20 protein-coding genes are annotated in these 21,328 nt (G+C 70.9%); 7 read left to right on the top strand and 13 right to left on the bottom strand.

Features of this window, described 5'->3' with window-relative positions:
- On the top strand, positions 1–722 hold a 722-nt coding region (gene pgl, locus ACFWGZ_RS09595; protein ID WP_382451046.1), incomplete at its 5' end, for a 6-phosphogluconolactonase.
- On the opposite strand, the gene ACFWGZ_RS09600 is transcribed toward pgl, so the two are convergent.
- Positions 703–1,626: a M48 family metalloprotease gene (locus tag ACFWGZ_RS09600; RefSeq protein ID WP_382451047.1), complete on the bottom strand. Its 924-nt coding sequence runs from the start codon at positions 1,624–1,626 to the stop codon at positions 703–705. The two genes, pgl and ACFWGZ_RS09600, sit on opposite strands and share 20 nt — an antisense overlap.
- A gap of 383 nt (positions 1,627–2,009) precedes the next feature.
- On the opposite strand from ACFWGZ_RS09600, the gene ACFWGZ_RS09605 reads away from it, so the two are divergent.
- A complete protein-coding gene (locus ACFWGZ_RS09605) occupies positions 2,010–4,901 on the top strand; it encodes a substrate-binding domain-containing protein (protein ID WP_382451048.1) in 2,892 nt (963 codons plus the stop codon).
- Here the strand turns inward: ACFWGZ_RS09605 and ACFWGZ_RS09610 are convergent.
- Positions 4,889–5,278 carry a response regulator gene (locus ACFWGZ_RS09610; protein ID WP_382451049.1) on the bottom strand — a complete coding sequence of 130 codons (390 nt, stop codon included), beginning with the start codon at positions 5,276–5,278 and terminating at the stop codon, positions 4,889–4,891. The two genes, ACFWGZ_RS09605 and ACFWGZ_RS09610, sit on opposite strands and share 13 nt — an antisense overlap.
- A 282-nt stretch (positions 5,279–5,560) precedes the next feature.
- On the opposite strand from ACFWGZ_RS09610, the gene ACFWGZ_RS09615 reads away from it, so the two are divergent.
- The 3 genes from ACFWGZ_RS09615 to ACFWGZ_RS09625 all read left to right on the top strand — a co-directional run bounded on the left by ACFWGZ_RS09615 (position 5,561) and on the right by ACFWGZ_RS09625 (position 8,199).
- Complete coding sequence (locus ACFWGZ_RS09615) at positions 5,561–6,097, top strand: DUF4360 domain-containing protein (RefSeq protein WP_382451050.1); 537 nt, start codon at positions 5,561–5,563, stop codon at positions 6,095–6,097.
- Between the two features lie 73 nt (positions 6,098–6,170).
- The gene (locus tag ACFWGZ_RS09620) at positions 6,171–6,803 is read left to right on the top strand and encodes a DUF4360 domain-containing protein (protein ID WP_382451051.1); all 633 of its coding nucleotides are present in this window, start codon (positions 6,171–6,173) and stop codon (positions 6,801–6,803) included.
- A gap of 142 nt (positions 6,804–6,945) precedes the next feature.
- A complete protein-coding gene (locus ACFWGZ_RS09625) occupies positions 6,946–8,199 on the top strand; it encodes a sensor histidine kinase (protein ID WP_382451052.1) in 1,254 nt (417 codons plus the stop codon).
- 12 nt (positions 8,200–8,211) lie between these two features.
- On the opposite strand, the gene ACFWGZ_RS09630 is transcribed toward ACFWGZ_RS09625, so the two are convergent.
- Complete coding sequence (locus ACFWGZ_RS09630) at positions 8,212–9,810, bottom strand: serine/threonine-protein kinase (RefSeq protein WP_382451053.1); 1,599 nt, start codon at positions 9,808–9,810, stop codon at positions 8,212–8,214.
- Entirely contained in the window at positions 9,807–10,526 is a 720-nt protein-coding gene (locus ACFWGZ_RS09635) for a hypothetical protein (RefSeq protein WP_382451054.1), read from the bottom strand. Before ACFWGZ_RS09635 ends, ACFWGZ_RS09630 begins: the two co-directional genes overlap by 4 nt.
- Positions 10,527–10,609: 83 nt before the next feature.
- Between ACFWGZ_RS09635 and ACFWGZ_RS09640 the strand changes: the two genes are divergently transcribed.
- A complete protein-coding gene (locus ACFWGZ_RS09640; RefSeq protein ID WP_382451055.1) occupies positions 10,610–11,494 on the top strand; it encodes a hypothetical protein in 885 nt (294 codons plus the stop codon).
- Between the two features lie 93 nt (positions 11,495–11,587).
- Here ACFWGZ_RS09640 and ACFWGZ_RS09645 read toward each other — a convergent pair whose 3' ends face one another.
- From ACFWGZ_RS09645 to ACFWGZ_RS09670, 6 genes are all read right to left on the bottom strand, one after another.
- Positions 11,588–11,932 carry an RNA polymerase-binding protein RbpA gene (locus tag ACFWGZ_RS09645; RefSeq protein ID WP_030470277.1) on the bottom strand — a complete coding sequence of 115 codons (345 nt, stop codon included), beginning with the start codon at positions 11,930–11,932 and terminating at the stop codon, positions 11,588–11,590.
- A gap of 66 nt (positions 11,933–11,998) precedes the next feature.
- Positions 11,999–12,238: a preprotein translocase subunit SecG gene (secG, locus tag ACFWGZ_RS09650; protein ID WP_382451056.1), complete on the bottom strand. Its 240-nt coding sequence runs from the start codon at positions 12,236–12,238 to the stop codon at positions 11,999–12,001.
- 94 nt (positions 12,239–12,332) lie between these two features.
- The gene (gene tpiA, locus ACFWGZ_RS09655) at positions 12,333–13,121 is read right to left on the bottom strand and encodes a triose-phosphate isomerase (protein ID WP_382451057.1); all 789 of its coding nucleotides are present in this window, start codon (positions 13,119–13,121) and stop codon (positions 12,333–12,335) included.
- Positions 13,122–14,315, bottom strand: a complete 1,194-nt coding sequence (locus ACFWGZ_RS09660; protein ID WP_382451058.1) for a phosphoglycerate kinase — start codon at positions 14,313–14,315, stop codon at positions 13,122–13,124.
- Between the two features lie 16 nt (positions 14,316–14,331).
- The gene (gene gap, locus ACFWGZ_RS09665) at positions 14,332–15,336 is read right to left on the bottom strand and encodes a type I glyceraldehyde-3-phosphate dehydrogenase (protein WP_382451059.1); all 1,005 of its coding nucleotides are present in this window, start codon (positions 15,334–15,336) and stop codon (positions 14,332–14,334) included.
- 115 nt (positions 15,337–15,451) lie between these two features.
- Positions 15,452–15,664, bottom strand: coding sequence for a hypothetical protein (locus ACFWGZ_RS09670; RefSeq protein ID WP_382451060.1), 213 nt, complete (start codon positions 15,662–15,664; stop codon positions 15,452–15,454).
- 90 nt (positions 15,665–15,754) lie between these two features.
- On the opposite strand from ACFWGZ_RS09670, the gene ACFWGZ_RS09675 reads away from it, so the two are divergent.
- Positions 15,755–18,145, top strand: a complete 2,391-nt coding sequence (locus tag ACFWGZ_RS09675; RefSeq protein ID WP_382451061.1) for an ATP-binding protein — start codon at positions 15,755–15,757, stop codon at positions 18,143–18,145.
- On the opposite strand, the gene whiA is transcribed toward ACFWGZ_RS09675, so the two are convergent.
- From whiA to rapZ, 3 genes are read right to left on the bottom strand one after another with little or no spacing between them, the layout of a single operon-like run.
- A complete protein-coding gene (gene whiA, locus ACFWGZ_RS09680) occupies positions 18,114–19,100 on the bottom strand; it encodes a DNA-binding protein WhiA (RefSeq protein WP_330853086.1) in 987 nt (328 codons plus the stop codon). The two genes, ACFWGZ_RS09675 and whiA, sit on opposite strands and share 32 nt — an antisense overlap.
- Complete coding sequence (yvcK, locus tag ACFWGZ_RS09685) at positions 19,091–20,059, bottom strand: uridine diphosphate-N-acetylglucosamine-binding protein YvcK (protein ID WP_382451091.1); 969 nt, start codon at positions 20,057–20,059, stop codon at positions 19,091–19,093. The genes whiA and yvcK overlap by 10 nt, the downstream gene beginning before the upstream one ends.
- 5 nt (positions 20,060–20,064) lie before the next feature.
- Positions 20,065–20,922, bottom strand: a complete 858-nt coding sequence (gene rapZ / locus ACFWGZ_RS09690; RefSeq protein WP_382451092.1) for an RNase adapter RapZ — start codon at positions 20,920–20,922, stop codon at positions 20,065–20,067.
- Positions 20,923–21,328: the final 406 nt, after the last annotated feature.

Below are 21,328 nucleotides of genomic sequence, written 5' to 3' on the forward strand. Positions count from 1 at the left end.
CGGCCCGCCTGGTCACCGCCATCGTCGACGCGCAGACCGCCCGCGGTGTCGCGTCGGTCGTGCTGACCGGCGGGCGCACCGGCACCGCCGTCCTGGAGCACCTGAACCAGACCGGCGCGCGCGACGCCGTCGACTGGTCCCGCGTCGACCTGTTCTGGGGCGACGAGCGCTTCCTGCCCTCCGGGCACCCGGAGCGCAACGAGACCCAGGCCAGGGCGGCGCTGCTCGACCACGTGCCGCTCGACCCGTCGCGCGTGCACGTGATGGCGCCGTCCGACGGCGAGTTCGGCGACGACCCGGAGGCGGCGGCCGAGGCCTACGCCGCGGTGCTCGCCTCGCTCGCGCGGCCGGAGGACCACGGTGACGTGCCGACGTTCGACGTGTGCATGCTGGGCGTCGGCGAAGAGGGCCACGTGGCGTCGGTGTTCCCCGACTCCCCCGCGGTGCACGAGAAGGTGCGGACCGTCGTCGCGGTGCGCGACTGCCCGAAGCCCCCGCCCACGCGCGTCTCGCTGACACTCGCGTCGGTGCGGTGCGCGCAGGAGGTCTGGCTGATGACGACCGGTGCCGCCAAGGCCGGCGCGGTGGCGTCGGCGCTGGACGGCGCGAATGAGGTGCAGCTGCCGGCCGCGGGCGCCCTGGGGCGCCGGCGGACGTTGTGGCTGCTCGACTCGGCGGCCGCCGCGGCGGTGCCGGACGCGTTCACACCCCCGTCGGCTTGAGCCGGTGACGGCCCCCGTGCTTCGGCGCGGGGGCCGTTCTCGTCTGCACGAGCTTGCTGATCCGCGACGTGCACGACGGGTGCGAGGCGAGCATCCGCGCCTTGAACCCGGCACGGGCGCGCAGCACGTCGTGGCCCTCGTTGCGCCAGCGCTGCAACACCTCCAGCAGCAGCGGCCCGTAGCCCAGCTCGGCCGCGACCCGGTCGGCGTGCAGCTCCGCGCGCCTGCTCGTCAGCGCGAGCAGCGGTGCGATCACCGGCACCAGCAGCACCCACGGGCTGGCGGCGACCGCCACGACGGCCAGCGCGGCCACCAGCAGCAGCGACACCACCATCGCGAACCGGGTCTTCACCGCCGCCCCGGCGGCGAGCACACCCCAGCCGACGAGGAACACGAGCGACACCGCGAGCCGGGCCGGCAGCTCGTACCACCACCGCAGCAACGACACCCTGGTGTGCCCGGCGAGGTGGTGCCCGACCTCGTGCGCCAGCACCGCCTCGAGCTGGCGGGGCGGCAGCGCGAGCGCCGCCGTGGACACCCCGACGACGCGACCGCCGACGGCCATCGCGTTGATCTCGCGGGAGTTCTGGATCAGCAACCGGTAGCGCCGGGGGTCGAGCGCGGCCGCGTCGCACACGGATTCCAGCAGCGGCACCAGAACCCGGCTCTCCGACCGCGTGGGCCGGCGCAACCGGTGCACCAGCAACGCCAGCACCCCGTCCGTGACCGGCAGGAACACCACGACACCGGACACCAGCCACAGCACGGGGAACACCCAGGGCGACTGCGGTGTGACGGGCTTGCCCAGCACCGTCACGATCAGCAGGCTGCTCAGCACCGTCGGTACGGCGAGCAGCAGCTCGGACACGGCGGACAGGTCGAAACGGCGTCGGGTTGCGCGCATTCGTCACCACCTCGCGATGCGTCCGAGAGTTCCAGCACCCGGACGTTTGTGTCCAGCCGAGTCGCTCGACCCGCCCAACGGCCACCGGTTCCGGTTGGTGGACTTGGGCGAATCTCCAGTGCTCCCAGCACGTTCGGTAGCGGAAAGCGCTTGCCTGACACCGGCGATCAGGTGACGGGGCCGCTCCTCGCGGATCTGCCGGACACCGGTTCCCGGGCGCCACCGGCGGGCGGCGTCGGCAACGGGTCACGCGCCGGTTTCGCCGGCATGGCACCCGCTCACGCGGCGAACATTCCTCCCGACAACGCGTATCATCCCGAAACGCGTTGAGTAGCGGGGGTTTTGTGGCGAACGGCAGTGCGAGGCGACGGCCCACCATCGGGATGATCACCGCTGGCCCGCTCATCGAGCTCGCGGGCGAGCAGTGGCGCGGTGTGAGCGATGGCGCGCGGCACTTCGGCTGCGACCTCGTGTGCTTCGTGGGCACCGAGATGAACCACCCCGATCCGCACCAGCGCCGGGCCAACAGGGTCTTCGACCTCATCTCGACGAACCGCATCGATGCGCTCGTCGTGTGGTCCACCCGCGTCGGGCAGCTCGTCGGCGACGACCTGCCGGAGTACATGACGCGGTACGCGCCGATGCCCATGGTCAGCGTCGAGACCACCCTCGGGCAGTGGCCGTCCATCGTCATGAACAACCGCCACGGCATGGAACAAGCCGTCGACCATCTCATCGAGGTGCACGGCAAACGGCGGATCGCGTTCGTCCGAGGGCCGCAGTCGCACGCTGGTGCGCACGAGCGGTTCCGGGGCTACATGGACTCGTTGCGCAAGCACGGCATCTCGGTCGACCCCTCTCTCGTGACGACGCACGGATCGTTCGTCTGGGACCCGCGCACGGCTGCCGATGCCGTGCGCCGGTTGATCGCGAGCGTGGACGAGCCACCGGACGCGATCGCCGCCGCCAACGACGACTACGCCAGCGGCGTGGTGTCGGCGCTGGAGGAACTGGGTTTCCGCATCCCCGAGGACGTCGCGGTGGTCGGGTACGACAACCACACGAACGTCCGCACGCACGACCTCGGTTTCGTCACCGGCAGCCCGGTGTCGTGGATGCTGCGCAACGTGAACATCGACGCGGCGACGCCCGCGTTCACCACGGTCAGGGCGCCGTTCCACGAGATGGGCTTCCGGGCGGCCGGGCTGGCGCGGGCGCTGGTGCGCGGTGAGCCGACGCCGCGGCTGCAGACGATGGCGACCGAGCTGATCGTGCGGCGCTCGTGCGGCTGCCTGCCGTCGGGACTGGGCGACCACGCCCCCGCGCACGGCCGGCTGACGCTGTCCGAGTCCGCGACCGCGGCGACGGTGGCCGACCACCTGCGCGAGTCGCTCGGGCAGTCGTCCGCCGCACTGCCGGACGGGTGGGCGGAGCAGCTGATCGTCGAGCTGATGGCCGCGGGCCGCGGTGAGGTCGAGGGGGCGGAGTTCCTCAAGCTGCTGGCCGAGTACATCCGTGCGAGCGCGCGCGCCGGGTGCGAGGCGGCGCGGTGGTGGCCGCCGCTGTTCGACCTGCACCGGTTCGTGACGACGCGCATCAGCGACGTGGCGATCATCAACGACCTGTGGTTGCGCGTGCAGCTCCTCGTCGGCGACGCGTTCGCCACGGACGCACGGTTCACCTATCTCTCGAACGAGCGTCACGACCAGACGATCCGCCAAGCAGGGCAACGGCTCATCGCGTCACGGGACGTCGACGAGCTGACCAAGGCCCTCACGCACGAACTGCCGCGCCTGGGCATCCCCGGCTGCCACGTCATGGAGTACGACACGGCGGGCACGGCACGCGCGCTCGTCCGTTACGAGAACGGTGAGCTCAAGGACGTGCCGGACACCCCGTTCCCGGCCATCAACCTCACGCCGTACCCGTTCCGGCGCGACAAGCCGTTCAGCGCCCTGGTCGCCCCGCTCTTCACCGACGAGGAGCACCTCGGGTACGTCCTCTTCGAGGAGGGCCCGGAGCTCGGCTGGATGTACGAGGCCGTGCAGCAGCAGCTGAGCAGCGCGTTGCGCGGCATCCGGCTGATGCAGGAGCTGAAGGACGCGCGCGCCCGGCTCGAGGAACGCGTCGGCGAGACCGAGGCCCAACTGCGCCACGCGCAGAAGATGGAGGCCATCGGCCGGTTGACCGGGGGCATCGCGCACGACTTCAACAACATCCTCACGGTCGTGAACGGCAACAGCGAGATGCTGCTGCGGCGCACCCTCCCGGACGACCCGCGCCGCACGGCGATCGAGGACATCCGGCACGCGGGTGAGCGGGCCGCGAACCTCACCCGGCAGCTGCTCGCGTTCACCCGCCAGCAGGTCCTGCACCCCGAGTCGCTGGACCTGAGGGAGAACCTGACGAAGGTCCACTCGATGTTGCGCACGCTCGTCGGCGACCACATCGAGCTGGAGGTCGACCTGCCGGAGACCGTGGCACGGGTGTGGGCGGATGCGGGCCAGGTGGAGCAGATCCTGTTCAACCTGGCCGTGAACTCGCGCGACGCGATGCCCGACGGCGGCGTGCTCCGCGTGTCCGTGGAGGACGCCGCGATCGGCGCGGGCGACACGGGCCGGATCGTGGGCGTGCGGCCGGGCGAGTACGTCGTGCTGCGGGTCCAGGACACCGGTGCGGGCATGGCGGCGGACGTGCAGGCGCAGGTCTTCGAGCCGTTCTTCACCACCAAGCCGATCGGCAAGGGCACGGGCCTCGGCCTGTCGACGGTGTTCGGCATCGTGCAGCAGTCGGGCGGCCAGATCGAGCTGATCAGCGCGCCGGGGCTGGGCACGACCGTCGAGGTCTACCTGCCGGTGCCGGTCGAGCGGGGCGGCACGCCGGAGGCCCCGTACACCCGCCGCCCGGTGGCGCACCGCGGCGCCGGCACCGTGCTGCTCGTCGAGGACGACGCCCAGGTGCGGGCCATGACCCGCCGCTCGCTCGAGACGGCGGGCTACGCGGTGGTCGAGGCGGGCGACGGCCAGCAGGCGCTGCAGCTCGCCACCGCGCACCGCAGCACGATCGACCTGGTGCTCACCGACGTGGTGATGCCGAAGATGGGCGGGCCGGAGCTGGTCCGGCTGCTGCGCTCGACCGGCGTGGCGCCCGCGGTGATCTACATGTCCGGCTACACGACCGACGAGGTCCTCGACGACGAGGTGCTGATCACCAAGCCGTACGCGGAGACGGACCTGCTGGAACGCGTGAAGCAGGTGCTGACTCAGGAGGCCTGAGCACGGCGGCCCATCGCGGCGCGGACCGTCTCGTCCAGCGTCTCGATGCGGAACGGCTTCTGCAGGTAGCCCGCCACCTCGTGGCCCGCGAACCGGCGTTCGAGCGACGTGCGGTCGTAGCCGCTGGTCAGCACGACCGGCACCATCAGGTCCTCGCGCTCCAGCTGGGCCAGCACCTCCTCGCCGGACAGGCCCGGCATGCTGTGGTCGAGCAGCATCGCGCGGATCTCCGCGTGGCGTTCGCGCAGGATCCCGATCGCCTCGACGCCGTCGCTGGCCTGCACGACTGCGAACCCCAGCTCCTCGAGCAGGCTCACGGTGTACCTCCGCACGGGGTCCTCGTCCTCGACCACGAGCACCAGCCCAGCTTGCGACATGCGGGCAAGTATGCCGGAAACTATTCGTGTCCTCAGCACCAGGTCACCCGACATTTTTGGAAATTCTCCACGAACTGCTCCATCAGGATGACATGGTCCATTTGGATCACACCATTGGTCGAGGGTCTGCGCTAACCTTCGCGGCACCGCTGCCGCTCCACGCTGAGAAAGGCACCAGGAAAGGCCAACTTCATGCGCAAAGCGACGGCAGCAGCCGCTCTGGCCGTGCTGTTCACATTGTCGTCCACGCCCGCGCACGCCGAGGTGGTACCCACGGAGCGGGTGACGGTCGACGTGGTGACGGTGAACGGTTCCGGGTGCAAGCAGGGCACCGCCGAGGTGGTCGTCTCGTCGGACAACACCTCGTTCTGGGTGATCTACAGCGATTACCTCGCCCAGACCGGCAAAGGCGCGCCTGCGGCGGACGTTCGGAAGAACTGCCAGCTCAACCTGCAGATCAACATCCCGCAGGGCTTCACCTACGGCATCGCCGAGGCCACCTACGCCGGGTACGGGCACCTCCAGCGGGGCGCCACCGGGTACCAGGCGGTGAATTACTACTTCCAGGGCCAATCGGAGACCAACACCTGGAAGCACAACTTCACCGGCCCGTTCGACGACAACTGGTCGATCACGCATCGAACGGAGTTCGCGGACATCGTCTACGCACCTTGCGGCGAGAAGAAGAATCTCAACGTCAACAGCTCGCTGCTGGTGAACAAGGGCACCTCGGATGCGAATACGAATAGTTTCCTGACGATGGACTACACGCGCGGGGAAGTGCGCACGCTGTATCACTTCTCCTGGAAGCGCTGCTGATTTTCCCGCCAGGCCGCCGCCTGATTTCCTCCGCCGCCGCCCCACCCTGCGAGTCGCGTCGGAAAGGTCCACCATGCTCAACGCGGTTGCCGCTGCCCTGCTCACCTCGGCCATCATCGTCCCGCCCGGCGGCGCTCCCAACGAGACGCCGCCGCCCGACCACATCACCATCGACATCGTCACCGTCAACGGCTCCGGCTGCCCGGCGGGCACGGCCGCCGTCGCGGTGTCCGAGGACAACAAGGCGTTCACCGTCACCTACAGCGACTACCTCGCCCAGGTCGGTGTCGGCGCCCCGGCCACGGCCTTCCGGAAGAACTGCCAGCTCAACCTGAGAGTCAACGTGCCGCAGGGCTTCACCTACGGCATCGCCCAGGCCGACTACCGCGGCTTCGCGCACCTGGAGCGCGGCGCCTACGCGATCCAGAAGGCCAACTACTACTTCCAGGGCATGTCGCAGAACGACTCCGCGCAGCACCGCTACAACGGCCCGCACAGCGACGACTGGCAGGCCACCGACACCACCGAGGTCGCCGCGATCGTCTACAGCCCCTGTGGCGAGAAGCGGAACTTCAACATCAACACCGAGCTCCGGGTCTACCCCGGCACGTCCAACACGGCCACGACGACCAGTTTCGTCTCGATGGACTCGACCGACGGCGCCATCGACACGACCTACCAGTTCAGCTGGAAGACCTGCTCGTGACACCCCGCGGGTAGCGCTGTGACTACCGCACGCGTCCGCACGGACGTGTGCGGTAGCACATATGTGAGAGGAGCCGCGTACCGATTCGCGTGTGCGGGCGTCTTACCCCCTGACGGGGCAGGTCGGGGTAAAGGGGCAGCCAATGCCAACCGCTGCATATGCGCAGTACGGTGAGGGCCGGAAGGCGCACAGGGGAGGTCGGAACCTGACCACTACGCTGCTCCCGGCCAGACGGTCGGAGGAGACCCCGGCCGGAACCAGCCGGTGGCAGATCGACTACCGCGAGCTGCTCGTGGACCTCGCGTTGATCTTCCTCGCCGTGCTGGACGTCTGGCTGCTCGGCCTGTGGATGGAGGCCGATCCCAGCACGGACCTCCCGCCGGTCGAGACCTACCAGGTCTGGCTCAACTGGGTCGCGGTCGCAGCGCTGGTGCTGCGCCGCCGGTTCCCGTTCGTCACGCTCGTGCTGACGATCCCCGGCTTCTTCGTCGGCTGGTCGCAGCTCGCGGCGATGATCGCCCTGTACTCGGTCGCCCGCCGCTACGTCGGTGGCTGGCAGACGGGTCTCGCGGCCGCCCTCGTGTGGCTGTGCCGGTTCGTGGCGTGGCCCCCGCAGGAGCTGATCGAGAGGCCGGCGTCGGGTCACTTCCACTCGGCCATCTACGGCTTCCTGGTGGCGGGGCTGCCGATCGCGATCGGCCTGCTCGCCCACGCGCGCCAGGAGCTCTCCGCCCGGATAGCCGAGCTCGCGGAGTCGCGGGAGCGAGAACGCGTGCTCCACGCGCACGCCATCCGCGCCGACGAGCGGGCCAAACTCGCCCGCGAGATGCACGACGTCGTCTCGCACCAGGTGAGCCTCATCGCGATGCAGGCCGGCGCGCTGCGCATGGCCGTCGCGGACGCCGAGCACAAGCAGGTCGCGGGCACCATCCGCACGTTGTCGACGCGCACGCTCGACGAGCTCCGCCACCTCGTGTCGGTCCTGCGCACCACCGACGACAACCAGCCCGGCGTCGACGAGCTGCCCGACCTGGCCGCCGACGCGGGCTTCGAGGTGAAGATCCAGCTCAAGGGCCCGGTGGAGGACCTCACGTCACCGGTGTCCGGCGCGGTCTACCGGACCGTGCAGGAGGCGCTGACCAACATCCGCAAGCACGCCGTGGGCGCGAGCGCGACCGTGCTCATCGACGCGCAGTACGACGACAACGTGCTGGTCGAGGTGCGCAACACCGCGCCGTCCAGCCCGTCGCCGGCCCTGCCCAGCGGCGGTCACGGCCTGGTCGGCCTGCGCGAGCGCGCCACGCTGCTCGGCGGCGAGTTCTCGGCGGGACCGACCGAGGACGGCGGCTTCCTGGTCACGGCGTCGTTCCCGAAGGAGCGCGTGGTCGGCGGCTGACCGCACCCGCGGTCAGGCGGGCTTGGAAGCCAGCGACGCGCTGAGGGCCGCCGCCGCGCCGAGCACCGCGCAGGTGAGGGCGACCGGAGTCGTCGGCTCGTGCTCCAGCAGCACGGACACGAGCAGCCACACCGAGAGCCCCAGGCCGAGGCCGAGCGGCACCGACGCGATCACCGCGGCCATCCCGGTCTGCCGGCGCCGCAACGCCCGCAGGTTCGACTCCAGGTACGCCAGCGTGAACAGCAGCAGCAACGCCGACCCGGTGCCCATGAGGCTCAGCCACGGCGTCTGGTTCGACACGAGCAGGAACTCCCGCCCGTCGGCCGACGCCGTGACCGCGCCGCCCACGATCCACCGCGTGGCGCCCGGCAGCACGAACCCGCCGTCCCCGCGCGGCACGTCCGCGAGCTCGACGCCGGCGAGGCTCACCACGAGCTGGTTCCCCTGCTCCCGCACCGGGTCGGCGAGGCTCTGGATCACCACGGGCAGCCCGCGGCCGGTGGCCAGGAACGGCACGACGACCACCGCAACCAGCGCGACCGCCGCCACGAGCCACAGCAGCCACGGCGACGACGGCGGCCTGAGCACCTGCGCGGCGGGCACCAGCGTGCTGCTGCCGCTCAGCCGCGCGGCCGGCACCGGGTCGACCAGCGTGGCGCGGATCGGTTGCTGCGCCAGGGACACCGTGTCGCGCTCGACCGGCCGCAACGACCGGCGGGTGGACGACGAGGACACCTGCGGCGCGAGGTGCACCGGCATCGCGAGGCGCACCAGCCAGTCCGGGCCGAACAGGTGGCCCGCGGCGCCCGCGAGGTCGATCGCGAACGTCTCGGCGTTGCGGTAGCGCGCCAGCGGGTCGCGCGCGATGCTGCGCATCACCACTCCCGCCAGCGGTTCCGGCACGTTGCGCAGCGGCCGCGGGTCCTGGTGGACGCGCTTCTGGATCATCGCGAGCGGCCCGCCTCCGCGTTCGAACGGCAGGTCGCCGCACAGCAGCTCGTAGAGCATCGTGCCGGTCGCGTAGACGTCGGCGGCGGGCGTCAACGCGTTGCCCATCGCCTGTTCCGGCGCGATGTAGGCGGGCGTGCCGAGCACCGCGCCGCCGTGCGTCACGAGCGTCGCGCCCTCCGACACGACCTGGGAGATGCCGAAGTCCGCCACCTTCACCACGCCCTGGGAGGTGAAGAGCAGGTTCTTCGGCTTCACGTCGAGGTGCAGCACGCCCGCCTCGTGCGCCGCGTGCAGCCCGGACAGCGCCGCCAGCACGATCGCGCACGACTGCTGCGCGGTGAGCCCGTCGCCCGCGAACCGCGACCAGACCGTGCCGCCGTCGAGCCGTTCCATCACCAGCAGGTGCTCGCCCTGCTGCCGCACGTAGTCGTAGACGGGCACGATGTGCGGGTGGTCGAGCCGCGCGAGCAGCCGCGCCTCGTGCTCGAACCGCTCGCTCATCCGCGGGTCCTCGGCCACGGCGTGCGGCAGCCGCTTGATCGCCACGGGCCGCCCGAGCTGCCGGTGCACACCGCCGTAGACGACCCCCATCCCGCCCTCGCCGATCTGCTCGCCGACGGCGTACTGGGGCAGGGCGGCGACCACGCTGGACTGGTTCACCGCGCGAACCTCACCGTGTCCGCGTCCACTGAGGACCGCCGGCGCTCCTCCTGGTGCGGTGTGAGGTACCCGAGGGCGAACGCGGCGGCCGCCGCCCCGGCGATGAACGGGATCTCGGCCGCCGGCGACGGCGCCACCAGCCGCAGCACCGACAACGAGATGACCGCGACGAGCCCGGTCCCGATCCCGGCGGGCAGGAACCGCATGGCCCGCTGCCACCGGTTGGCGGGCAACCGCCGCCGCGCCAGCGCGATGAGCGCCCCGGCCCACGACAACGCCGTCAGCACGAGCACCCCCAGCCCGAACGCCCCGTAGACCGACCACAGCGACCCCTTGACGTCCCCGGTCGTCTCGACGGAGGCGATGGTCTCCCGCTGCACGTCGATGACCTCGATGGTGGTCGGCAGCAACCCGGTGGCCTGCGACCCGAGGTCGGACGGGTCGAGCGGGAACGACCGCGTCTCGGCCGACCGCGGCGGAACGTCGAACGGAACCGTTGTGTCGTAGGCGAAGAAGGTCAACGCCAACGCGGACCCGCTGATCCGCACGGTCTTGACGCGCTGCACGGTGTCGGTGCCGTTGCGAACCGTGATGGAGACCTTGGCGGTGTCCGCGGGCCTGAGCACCAGGTTGCCCACCCCGACCGGTCTGCCGTCCACATCGGCCTCGAGCAGAACGGAACCACCCTGTGCGGCCGCCGTTGGCGGTGCCAGCATAATTCCGCAGCACAGCAGTAAACCTGCACCGGCCAAGCGACGTCTCACTAGCGCGCACCTTAGGTTCGATCCGGGGAGTGGAAATGCGGTCTTCAGGCTTACTCGCGGCCATCGTGGCCGGTGTTACGGTGCTGGCCGCCGCACCGGCGGCCGCGCAGCAGCCGCCCGCGGTGACGGCCTCCCCGGCCAGCGGACCGGCCGGCACGAGCGTGACTTTCACCTGGTCAGCGTTCTACAGGTGCAAGGGGACCGTCCGCATCGGCTGGGCTGGAAGCGTACTGGCCACGGCCCCCTGGTCGGCTAACGGTTCGGTCACCGCGACCATCCCGCAGGGCACCAGGGAAGGCTCGTACGTCTACACGGCGAGCGACGAGTGCCAGCACTTGGCCCGCAACACGTTCCGCGTGACACCGAGGCCCCCGGTGACCACCACGACCACCCCTGCGGTCATCACCCCACCGGTGACGAACCCACCGGTCACCAACCCGCCCGTGACCACGCGCCCGCCGGTGGTCACGACGACCACCACGACTCCCCCGACGACCACCACGACAACGGAAACCCCGTCGTCCGCGCCGCCGTCGTCCACCGACGCCCTGGGCGTTCCGACGGGCCCCGAGGGCGTCTTGGTGCTGGACAAGGAGAACATCCAGCCGGGCGAGGACCTGACGGCGATGGGCACCGGCTGCCCGCAGAACGCCACCGTCACCCTCAAGTCGCTGGGCCAGGACGTGGGTCGGACGACGGCCGACGACAACGGCAACTTCCGCTCACCGGTGAAGTTCACGGACATCGAACCGGGCAGGCACAAGGTGCGGGCGGACTGCGGAATCACGTTGGTGGGCAACATCGACGTGACGCTGTCGAGCTCGTCGGGCGGCTCGACGAGCACCTTGGTGGTGCTGCTCTTCTTCCTGCTGATCGGTGCGGCGATGCTGCGCAGGCAGTTCGCAGGACTTCGGCGGTAGCGCCTGGCGGAGAACAACGCGAAAGGCCCCCTCCTGCGACCGGAGGGGGCCTTCGCGTTGTTCTGCCGTTGCTCTGCCGGAGCCGCCTACAGCCTACGGCTCCTCGCGCTGCCGCCGGAGCTTCGCGAGAGCCTCCTCGAGGATCGCCTCCCCGTCGGCATCGGACCGACGCTCCTTCACGTAAGCAAGGTGCGTCTTGTACGGCTCGTTGCGCGGAGGCGCGGGTGGCGTCTGCTCGTCACGACCTGCCGGCAGGCCGCAGCGCGGGCAGTCCCAGTTCTCCGGAACCTCCGCGTCGACCGCGAAGGAAGGCCGGGACTCGTGACCGTTCGCGCACCAGTACGACACCCGACGGCGGGGCGCGGACTCGCCGCGCTCCGACTCACCCATCGGGCCTGCGCCGACGCGGGTACCGCGAATCGCGTTACCACCGGACATCGACCGTTACACCCCCACCAAGTGGTTACCCCAAGCCCCGGAGGGCTTCTGCCGCTGAACGGCTGATCAGGCTCCGGGGAGCTTGATCAGCAGTCCGATGCCCACGATGGCGATGATCCAGACCGCGCCGACGAACAGCGTCAGGCGGTCGAGGTTCTTCTCGACAACGGAGGAACCGGACAGACTCGACTGCATACCGCCGCCGAACAGCGAGGAAAGGCCGCCACCACGGCCGCGGTGCAAGAGCACGAGCAGCACCAGCAGGACGCTGGTGACGATCAACAGGATCTGCAGGAACAGGATCATTTCTTCCTCGCTGTCAGGCAGCCGACGCCACAGAGTACCTGTTCGACTGCCGAACGTGTGCAACCAGTGGGGTTAGACGTTTATCCAGATCAACTTAGGGTAGAGGCCCGCCGGCGGCCAGGGCGCACAGCTTGGTGAATTCGTCGGCCTGCAGGCTGGCACCGCCGACGAGCGCGCCGTCGATGTCCTTCTGCTGGATCAGTTCGCCGATGTTCGACGACTTCACCGAACCGCCGTAGAGCACGCGCACGACCGCCGCGGTCTCCTCGCCGTACTTCTCGGCGACGAACGAGCGGACCGCGGAGCAGACCTCCTGCGCGTCCGCGGACGACGCGGTCTTGCCCGTGCCGATCGCCCACACCGGCTCGTACGCGAACACGATCTTCGCGACCTGCTCGGCGGAGAAGCCCTTCAGGCCGTCCTCGAGCTGCCGGCGCACCAGGTCCAGGTGCCCCTTGGCCTCGCGCACGTCGAGCTTCTCGCCGAAGCAGAAGATCGGCGTGACCTCGTGCTTGAGCGCCGCCTTGACCTTCGCGTTGACGACCGCGTCCGTCTCGCCGTGGTACTCGCGGCGCTCGGAGTGGCCGACCACGACGTAGTGGCAGGCGAGCTTCTTCAGCATCGGGCCCGACACCTCACCGGTGTAGGCACCGGAGTCGTGCTGCGAGATGTCCTGCGCGCCGTACTTGATCAGCAGCTTGTCGCCGTCGACCAGCGTCTGGATGCTGCGGATGTCGACGAACGGCGGGAGGACGGCCACCTCGACCTTGGCGAAGTACTTCTCCGGCAGGGAGAAGGCGATCTTCTGCACGAGGCCGATCGCCTCGAGGTGGTTGAGGTTCATCTTCCAGTTGCCCGCGATGAGCGGGAGCCGGGCTGCCATCTACGACTCCAGAACGCTGATGCCGGGAAGCTCCTTGCCCTCGAGGAACTCGAGGGAGGCGCCGCCGCCGGTGGAGATGTGCGAGAAACCGTCCTCGGGCAGGCCGAGCGCGCGCACGGCCGCGGCCGAGTCGCCGCCGCCGACGACGGTGAACGCGTCGGACTTCACGAGGGCCTCGGCGACGGCACGGGTGCCGCCGGAGTAGGTCTCGATCTCGAAGACGCCCATCGGGCCGTTCCAGAACACGGTCTTGGCGTCGGCGAGCTTCGACGCGAAGAGCTCGCGGGACGTCGGGCCGATGTCGAGGCCCATCTTGTCCGCGGGGATCTCGGAGGTCGCGACGACCTCGTGCTCGATGTCGCCGAACTCGGCCGTGACGAGCACGTCGACCGGCAGCACTAGCTCGACGCCGCGCTGCTCGGCCTCGGCGAGGAAGCCCTTCACCTGGTCGAGCTGGTCGGACTGCAGCAGCGACGTGCCGACCTCGTGGCCCTGGGCCTTGAGGAACGTGTAGGCCATGCCGCCGCCGATGAGCAGCTTGTCGACCTTGGAGAGCAGGTTCGCGATGACGCCGAGCTTGTCGGAGACCTTCGCGCCGCCGAGCACCACGACGTACGGGCGCTCGAGGTCGTCGGTGAGCTTGCGCAGCACGCCCAGCTCGGCCTCGACGAGACCACCGACGTAGGCGGGCAGCTTCTGCGCCACGTCGTAGACGGAGGCCTGCTTGCGGTGCACGACGCCGAAGCCGTCGGAGACGAACGCGTCGGCGAACGAGGCCAGCTCGTCGGCCAGCTCCGCGCGCTCCGCGTCGGACTTGGAGGTCTCGCGGGCGTCGAAGCGGACGTTCTCCAGCATCACGACGCCGCCGTCGGCGAGCGAGCCGACCACGGAGGTGGCGGACGGGCCGACGAGGTCCTCCGCGAGCACGACCTCGGTGCCGAGCAGCTCACCGAGGCGAGCGGCGGCAGGAGCGAGGGAGAACTTGGGGTCCGGCTCGCCCTTGGGGCGGCCGAGGTGCGCGGTGACGATCACGCGGGCGCCCGCGCCGGCGAGGGCCTTGATCGTCGGCACCGACGCGCGCACGCGGCCGTCGTCGGTGATCTTGTCGCCATCCAGGGGGACGTTCAGGTCGGCGCGCACCAGGACGCGCCGACCTGCGACACCCTCGGCGAGCAGGTCGCTGAGAGTCTTCAACTCAACCGCTCCCGGCTCAGATCTTCGAGGCGACGAGCTTGACCAGGTCCGCGAGGCGGTTGGAGTAGCCCCACTCGTTGTCGTACCAGCCGACGACCTTGACCTGGTTGCCGATGACCTTGGTCAGCGGCGCGTCGTAGATGCACGAGTGCGGGTCGGTGACGATGTCGGCCGACACGATCGGGTCGGCCGAGTACTTGAGGATGCCGGCCAGCGGGCCCTCGGCGGCGGCCTTGTAGGCGGCGTTGACCTCGTCGACGGTGACCTCGCGCTTGAGCGTGACGGTCAGGTCGGTGGCCGAGCCCGTGGGGATCGGCACGCGCAGCGCGTAGCCGTCGAGCTTGCCCTTGAGCTCCGGCAGCACCAGGCCGATGGCCTTCGCGGCGCCCGTGGAGGTCGGGACGATGTTCAGCGCGGCGGCGCGGGCACGGCGGAGGTCGCTGTGCGGCGCGTCCTGCAGGTTCTGGTCCTGCGTGTACGCGTGGATCGTGGTCATGAGGCCCTGTTCGATGCCGAAGCTGTCGTTGAGGACCTTGGCCAGCGGCGCGAGGCAGTTGGTGGTGCAGGACGCGTTCGAGATGATCGTCTGCGACCCGTCGAGCTTCTCCTCGTTCGCGCCGATGACGACGGTGAGGTCCTCGTTCTTGGCGGGCGCGGAGACGATGACCTTCTTGGCGCCGCCCTCGTCCACGTGCGCGCGGGCCTTGGTGGCGTCGGTGAAGAAGCCGGTCGACTCGACGACGACGTCGACGCCGAGGTCCTTCCAGGGCAGCTTGCCCGGGTCGCGCTCGGCGAGGGCCTTGATGACCTTGCCGTCCACGGAGATGCCCTCATCGGTGACCTGCACGTCGGCGTCCAGACGACCGAGGATGCTGTCGTACTTCAGCAGGTGCGCCATCGTGGCGACGTCACCGAGGTCGTTGAACGCGACGATCTCGATGTCGTGGCCGCCAGCCCTCACGGCGCGGAAGAAGTTGCGCCCGATGCGGCCGAAACCGTTGACACCTACACGAACCGTCACGACGGACTCCTTGCGTTCAGTCTGGCAGTAACGACCCCACCCTATCTGGAGAACTGCGTCGCTGGTCACAGGGATAGTGAGTATCTCTGGATCGAGCCAGAAAAACAGGTCCTGATTAGGCCGTTCGGCGGCGCGAGGCGCGGAGCATCCAGAGGTAGGCGCTCAGCTCCTCCGCGGCCTCCGCGGCGGTGCGGCACGCCTCCGGACTGTCCTCGGTCGCGCCGCTGCCGACGACCGCCGTGATCCGCGCGAGCCACTCGTCGACGACCTCGCGGTCCCTCGGCGGCACGAGCGGCGAACTGTTCCCCTGGTTGTCCTGCCCCGTCATGGCGGAATCGTGTCCACGCCCCCGACAGCGGTTCAATACCCGGAAACAGCGGGTGTTACAGGTCGTTACACAGCGGTACGGTCACACCCCATGACGGCCATTGCCGCCTGCGTGACATGTGGGAACCCCCTCACCGAAGCCGCCGCGGGCCGGCGTTACTGCTCCAACGCGTGCCGCCAGCGCGCCTACCGCGAACGCACCTCGACGCGCGACGAGACGCCGCACGACTCGTCCGTGCCGCGGCCGCTCGACACGTTCGTCGGGCGCCGCGAGGAGCTCGCGGCACTGGCGCGGCTGGGCGCGGACCGCCTCGTCTCGCTGGTGGGTCCCGCGGGAGCGGGCAAGACCCGGCTGGCCGGGCAGCACGTGGCCCGACGTGCCGACCAGGTGTGGTGGGTCGCGCTGGCGCCGGTGTCCGACGTGGCGCAGGCGGTCCACCAGGCCGTGGGCGCGCGGCCGCTGCCCAGCCGCTCGGTGCGCGACGCGGTGGTCGCGGAGGTCGAGCGGCACCGGCGGCCGTTGCTGGTGCTCGACAACTGCGAGCACGTGCTGGCCGACGTCGCCGGCGTGGTGTCCGAGCTGCTCGACCGCTGCCCGCAGCTGCGCGTGCTGGTGACGTCCCGCGAGCCGTTGCGGCTGGCGGGCGAGCAGGTGTTCGCGGTCGGCGAGCTGGCCCTGCCGCCCGCGGACGCCGACGTGGCCGAGGCGCTGCGGCACGACGCGGTGGTGCTGTTCCGCGACCGCGCGGTGGCCGTGGACCGCTCGTTCGAGGTCGATCAGGCCACCGTCGCGGACGTCGTCGCGGTCTGCCGGTCGCTCGACGGCATGCCGCTCGCGATCGAGCTGGCCGCGCGGCGCATCACCGTCCTGTCCCCCGCCGACGTCCTCGCCCGGCTGGGCGACCGGCTCGCGCTGCTGACCGGCGGCCCGCGCGCGGCCGACGACCGCCACCGCACGCTGCGCGCCGCGATCGGCTGGAGCTACGACCTGCTCACGCCCGCCGAGCAGGCCGCGTGCCGCCGGCTCGCCGTGCTGGGGGTGCCGTTCGACCTGGGGGTGGCGAGCACGGTCTGCGCCGTGGACGACGCCCTGGACCTGCTGACGAGCCTGGAGCAGAAGTCGCTGCTGGTGGCCGACCGCGTCGGCGGGCACGTCTCGTTCCGCCAGCTCGAGTCCGTGCGTCTCTACTGCCACGAACGAGCCGTGGAGTCGGGCGACGTCTCTCTCGTGGCCGACCGCGTGGTCGAGTGGGTGTGTTCGGTCGTGGAGCCCGAGATCTCCCGCTTCTTCCCCTCGCCGCCGGTGGTGCTGCGCCTGGAGCGCAACGTCGGCCTGATCGAGCTGGCCGTGGCGCGGACCGCCGAGGTGAGCGACTGGCCCCGGCACGCGCTGGCCATCGTCGCCACGGCGTACACGTCGACGCCGCGCGGCCCGCGCGGTGCTCCCACCGAGCTGCTCCACAGCGCGTTGACCCGGCCGGTGCCCCCGGCCTACCGCAGCGTCCTGACCGCGCTCGCGGCCATGCACCACCGCATCCGCGGCGGCTGGGAGGTGACCCGGCGGTTCGCGCGGGAGTCGCTCGCGATCGAACGGGCCGACGCCGGCCGTCCCGGCACGCTGGCCCGCGCGCTGGAGGTCCTCGCCTCGGCCGAGGCGCACACCGGCAACCCGGAGGTGGCGTGGCGGCTCTTCGACGAGGCCGTGGAGCTCATGCGCGGCGCCGGCGACAAGCTCGCGCGCGGGGTGCTGCTCAACTCCTACGGCTGGACGCTGCTGCAGAACGGCGAACCGGAGCTGGCCGCGCCGCTCGTCCGCGAGTCGCTGACGCTGATGCGCCTGGCCGGGCTGCCGCACATGCTCAACTCGACGCTGCACACGTCCGGCGCGATCGCGTTGGCGCGCAAGGACCACGCCGAGGCGGTGGCGTTGTTCCGGGAGAGCCTGGAGGTGGGCTCGGAGCACCCCATGGACCAGTTCTACGACCTGGAGGGCCTCGCGCTGGGCCTGGTCGGGGTGGGCGCCGACGACGAACGCGCGGTGTCGCTGCTGACCGCCGCCTCCGTGGTGCGGGCCCGGTTCGACTTCCGCCCGGAGCCCTACTGGCAGGCGCTGCTCGACGAGGCCCGTGCCGTGTGCCGCGACCGCATCGCGGCGGGCCGGCTGCGCGCCGCCGAGTCGACCGGTGAGCGGATGTCGCTCGCGCAGGCCGTGTCCTACGCGCTGACCGCCCAGCTGGACGCGGGCGACGAGGACGGCGTGATCTCGGCGCGCGAGCTGCACGTCGCGACGCTGGTGGCCGAGGGCCTCACGAACCGCCAGATCGGGCAACGGCTGGGGATCTCGCCCCACACCGTCGCCCGTCACGTGACGCACGCCCGCTCGAAGCTGGGACTGCGGTCGCGGGCCCAGCTCGCCGTCTGGGCGGGCCGCCACGCGCCGCGGCCCGCGGCTACACCTCGGCTTCGAGCATCTCCGCCGTGACCGCGGACTCGGTGTCCGGCAGTCCCAGGTCCTTGGCCCGCTTGTCCGCCATGGCCAGCAGACGCCTTATCCGGCCGGCCACCGCGTCCTTGGTCATCTGCGGGTCGGACAGCTGGCCGAGCTCCTCGAGCGAGGCCTGCCGGTGCGCGAGCCGGAGCTGCCCCGCCGCGGCGAGGTGGTCCGGCGCCTCCGGGCCGAGGATCTCGAGCGCCCGCGCGACCCTGGCCGCCGCGGCGACCGCGGCCCGCGCGGACCGGCGCAGGTTGGCGTCGTCGAAGTTCGCGAGCCGGTTCGCGGTGGCGCGGACCTCGCGCCGCATCCGCCGCTCCTCCCAGGCCAGCACGCTGTCGTGCGCGCCGAGCCGGGTGAGCATGGCGCCGATCGCGTCGCCGTCCCGTATCACCACGCGCTCGGCCCCGCGGACCTCGCGCGACTTGGAGGCGATGCCCATCCGGCGGGCGGCGCCGACCAGGGCCAGCGCGGCCTCGGGACCGGGGCAGGTGATCTCGAGCGACGAGCTGCGCCCCGGTTCGGTGAGCGAGCCGTGCGCGAGGAACGCCCCGCGCCACGCCGCCTCGGCGTCGCACACGCCACCGGACACGACCGGGGCGGGCAGCCCGCGCACCGGGCGCCCGCGCGGGTCGAGCAGACCCGTCTGGCGGGCGAGCCCCTCGCCGTCCTTCACCACGCGGACGACGTAGCGGGTGCCCTTGCGCAGGCCGTTCGACTGGATCGTGAACACCTCGGCGTGGTGGCCGTAGAGCGCCTGGATCTCCTTGAGCAGCCTGCGGGCCGCCGACCCGAGGTCGAGCTCGGCCTCGACGACGACCCGGCCGGACACGATGTGCAGGCCACCGGCGAACCTGAGCAGCGAGGACACCTCCGCGCGGCGGCAACAGGTCTTGGATACCGCGAGCCTGCTCAGCTCGTCCTTGACCGCCGACGTCATCGCCACGGGCCTGTCCCTCCTGCTCCGGTCTCCTCGACCACCTGCCTCAGGCAACCGGCAAGCGCCTCCGGATCATGCCGTTCCGCGGCGTCCGGTGCGGCGATCTTCGCCAGATGTGTGCGCGCACCCAGTGCCGAGGCGGCTCGCGTCAACCGGTCCGGGGTGGGGACCGAGTCGACGTCCGCGATCACCGCGTCCACCTTCAGCTCGGGTGCGTGTTCGCAGACTACGTCCAAATGGCGCTCCGGAGAGAAACCGGCGGTTTCCCCCGGTTGGGGGACGAGATTGAGCACGAGGACCTTCGTGGCCTCCGTGCGCACCAGCGCGTCGTGCAGTTCGGGCACCAGCAGATGCGGCAACACGCTGGTGAACCACGATCCGGGGCCGAGTAGCACGAGATCGGCGTCAAGTACAGCCTGTACCGCTTCCGGACAGCCCACAGGTCGCCCGTTCGGGGCGGTGAGGCGAATGCGCTGCACGAGCCCAGGCGTGGTCGCGATGGCGACCTGCCCGCGGATGCGCCGGACGTCGGTCTCGTCCTCGTCGAGGCCGGTCACGTCAGCCTCGATGTCGAGCGGGTCGTTCGACATGGGCAGCACCCTGCCCGTGACGCCGAGGAGCCTGCTCGTGAGGTCGAGCACCGCGACCGGGTCGCCGAGCTGCTCGAGCAGCCCGGCGATCACCAGGTTGCCGACCGCGTGACCGGCGAGGGCACCCGTGCCGCCGAAGCGGTGCTTGAACAGCGACGTCCAGAGCCTGCTCGACTCGTCCTCCCCCGCCAGCGCCGCCATGGCCTTGCGCAGGTCGCCCGGCGGCAGCAGGTCGGCGAGCTCACGCCGGAGCCGCCCGGAGGACCCCCCGTCGTCCGCGACGGTCACCACGGCCGTCACGTCGCCGGTGACCTTCCGCAGCGCGGTCAGCGTCGCGTGCAGCCCGTGCCCGCCACCCAAAGCAACAGCTTTCAACTTCGTCACTCACGTCCCAGATCCCTGTGCACGACCTTCACGGCCATGCCGTCCTCGCTGGCGAGCCTCGCGGCCAGCTCCTCGCTCAGGGCCACACTGCGGTGCTTGCCACCCGTGCAGCCGATCGCGAGCGTGAGGTAGCGCTTGCCCTCACGCCGGTACCCGGCGCCGATCAGCCTGAGCAGCTCGTGGTACCGGTCAAGGAACTCGTCGGCGCCTTCCTGGGACAGCACGTAGTTGCGCACCTCACCGTCGAGACCGGTCTGCTCGCGCAGTTCCGGGATCCAGAACGGGTTGGGCAGGAACCGCACGTCCATGACGAGGTCGGCGTCCATCGGCAGCCCGTACTTGTACCCGAAGCTCAGCACGGTGACCCTGGTCCGCGACGCGGCCTCGGTGCCGAAGGTGTCCTCGATCTTGGCCCGCAGCTGGTGCACGCTGAGGGCGCTCGTGTCGAGCACCAGGTCGGCTTCCTGCTTGAGCGGCGTGAGCAGGATCCGCTCGGCCTCGATGCCGTCCTGCAGCCGCCCGTCCCCCTGCATCGGGTGACCGCGGCGCACGGCCTCGAACCGCCGGATCAGCACGGCGTCGGTGGCCTCGAGGAACAGCACGCGCGGCTTGTACCCGCGGGCGTCGAGGTCCTTGATGATGGCGGACAGGTCCTCCGTGAACGCGCGGCTGCGCACGTCCATGACGACGGCGACCCTGGTGATGGCCCCGCGCGCCTGGGCGCCGAGCTCGACCATGGTGGCGATGAGTTCCGGGGGCAGGTTGTCGACGACGAACCAGCCGAGGTCCTCCAGGCACTTGGCCGCGGTGCTGCGGCCCGCACCGGACAGCCCGGTCACCACGGCGACTTCGATGCCGGACTTCTCCGCGTTCACAACTACGACTCCGTTACCTGTTCATGAGCGCGTGGACGCTCTCGTGTGGGTCAGCTTCGGCGTGGGGACGCGACGGGGCGCGCCCGGTGTGAGTCTCCACTGCGACCGCCCTCCCGCGCGGCAGGTTCGGCATTCGGGGCAGGCGTGCCGTGGCCGCGATCACGCTCCGGGGACCTTCGGGGGTGGCGTGCGGGGCAGGTGGGGGCGGTGGGGTTGGCGTTGCGGCCGGGGGGTGGGAGTGGTGGGGGCGGCGAGTTGGCTGGGGCGAGTGGGCCGGGGCGGGTGGGCCGAGGCGGGTGGGCAAGGCGGTGGGCCGGGGCGGTGGGCCGGGTGGGGTTGGCGTTGCGACCGGGGGTGGTGGGGGCGGCGGGCCGGCCGGGGTGAG

This window comes from Lentzea sp. NPDC060358 (assembly GCF_042725365.1).
Taxonomy (GTDB): Bacteria; Actinomycetota; Actinomycetes; order Mycobacteriales; family Pseudonocardiaceae; genus Lentzea.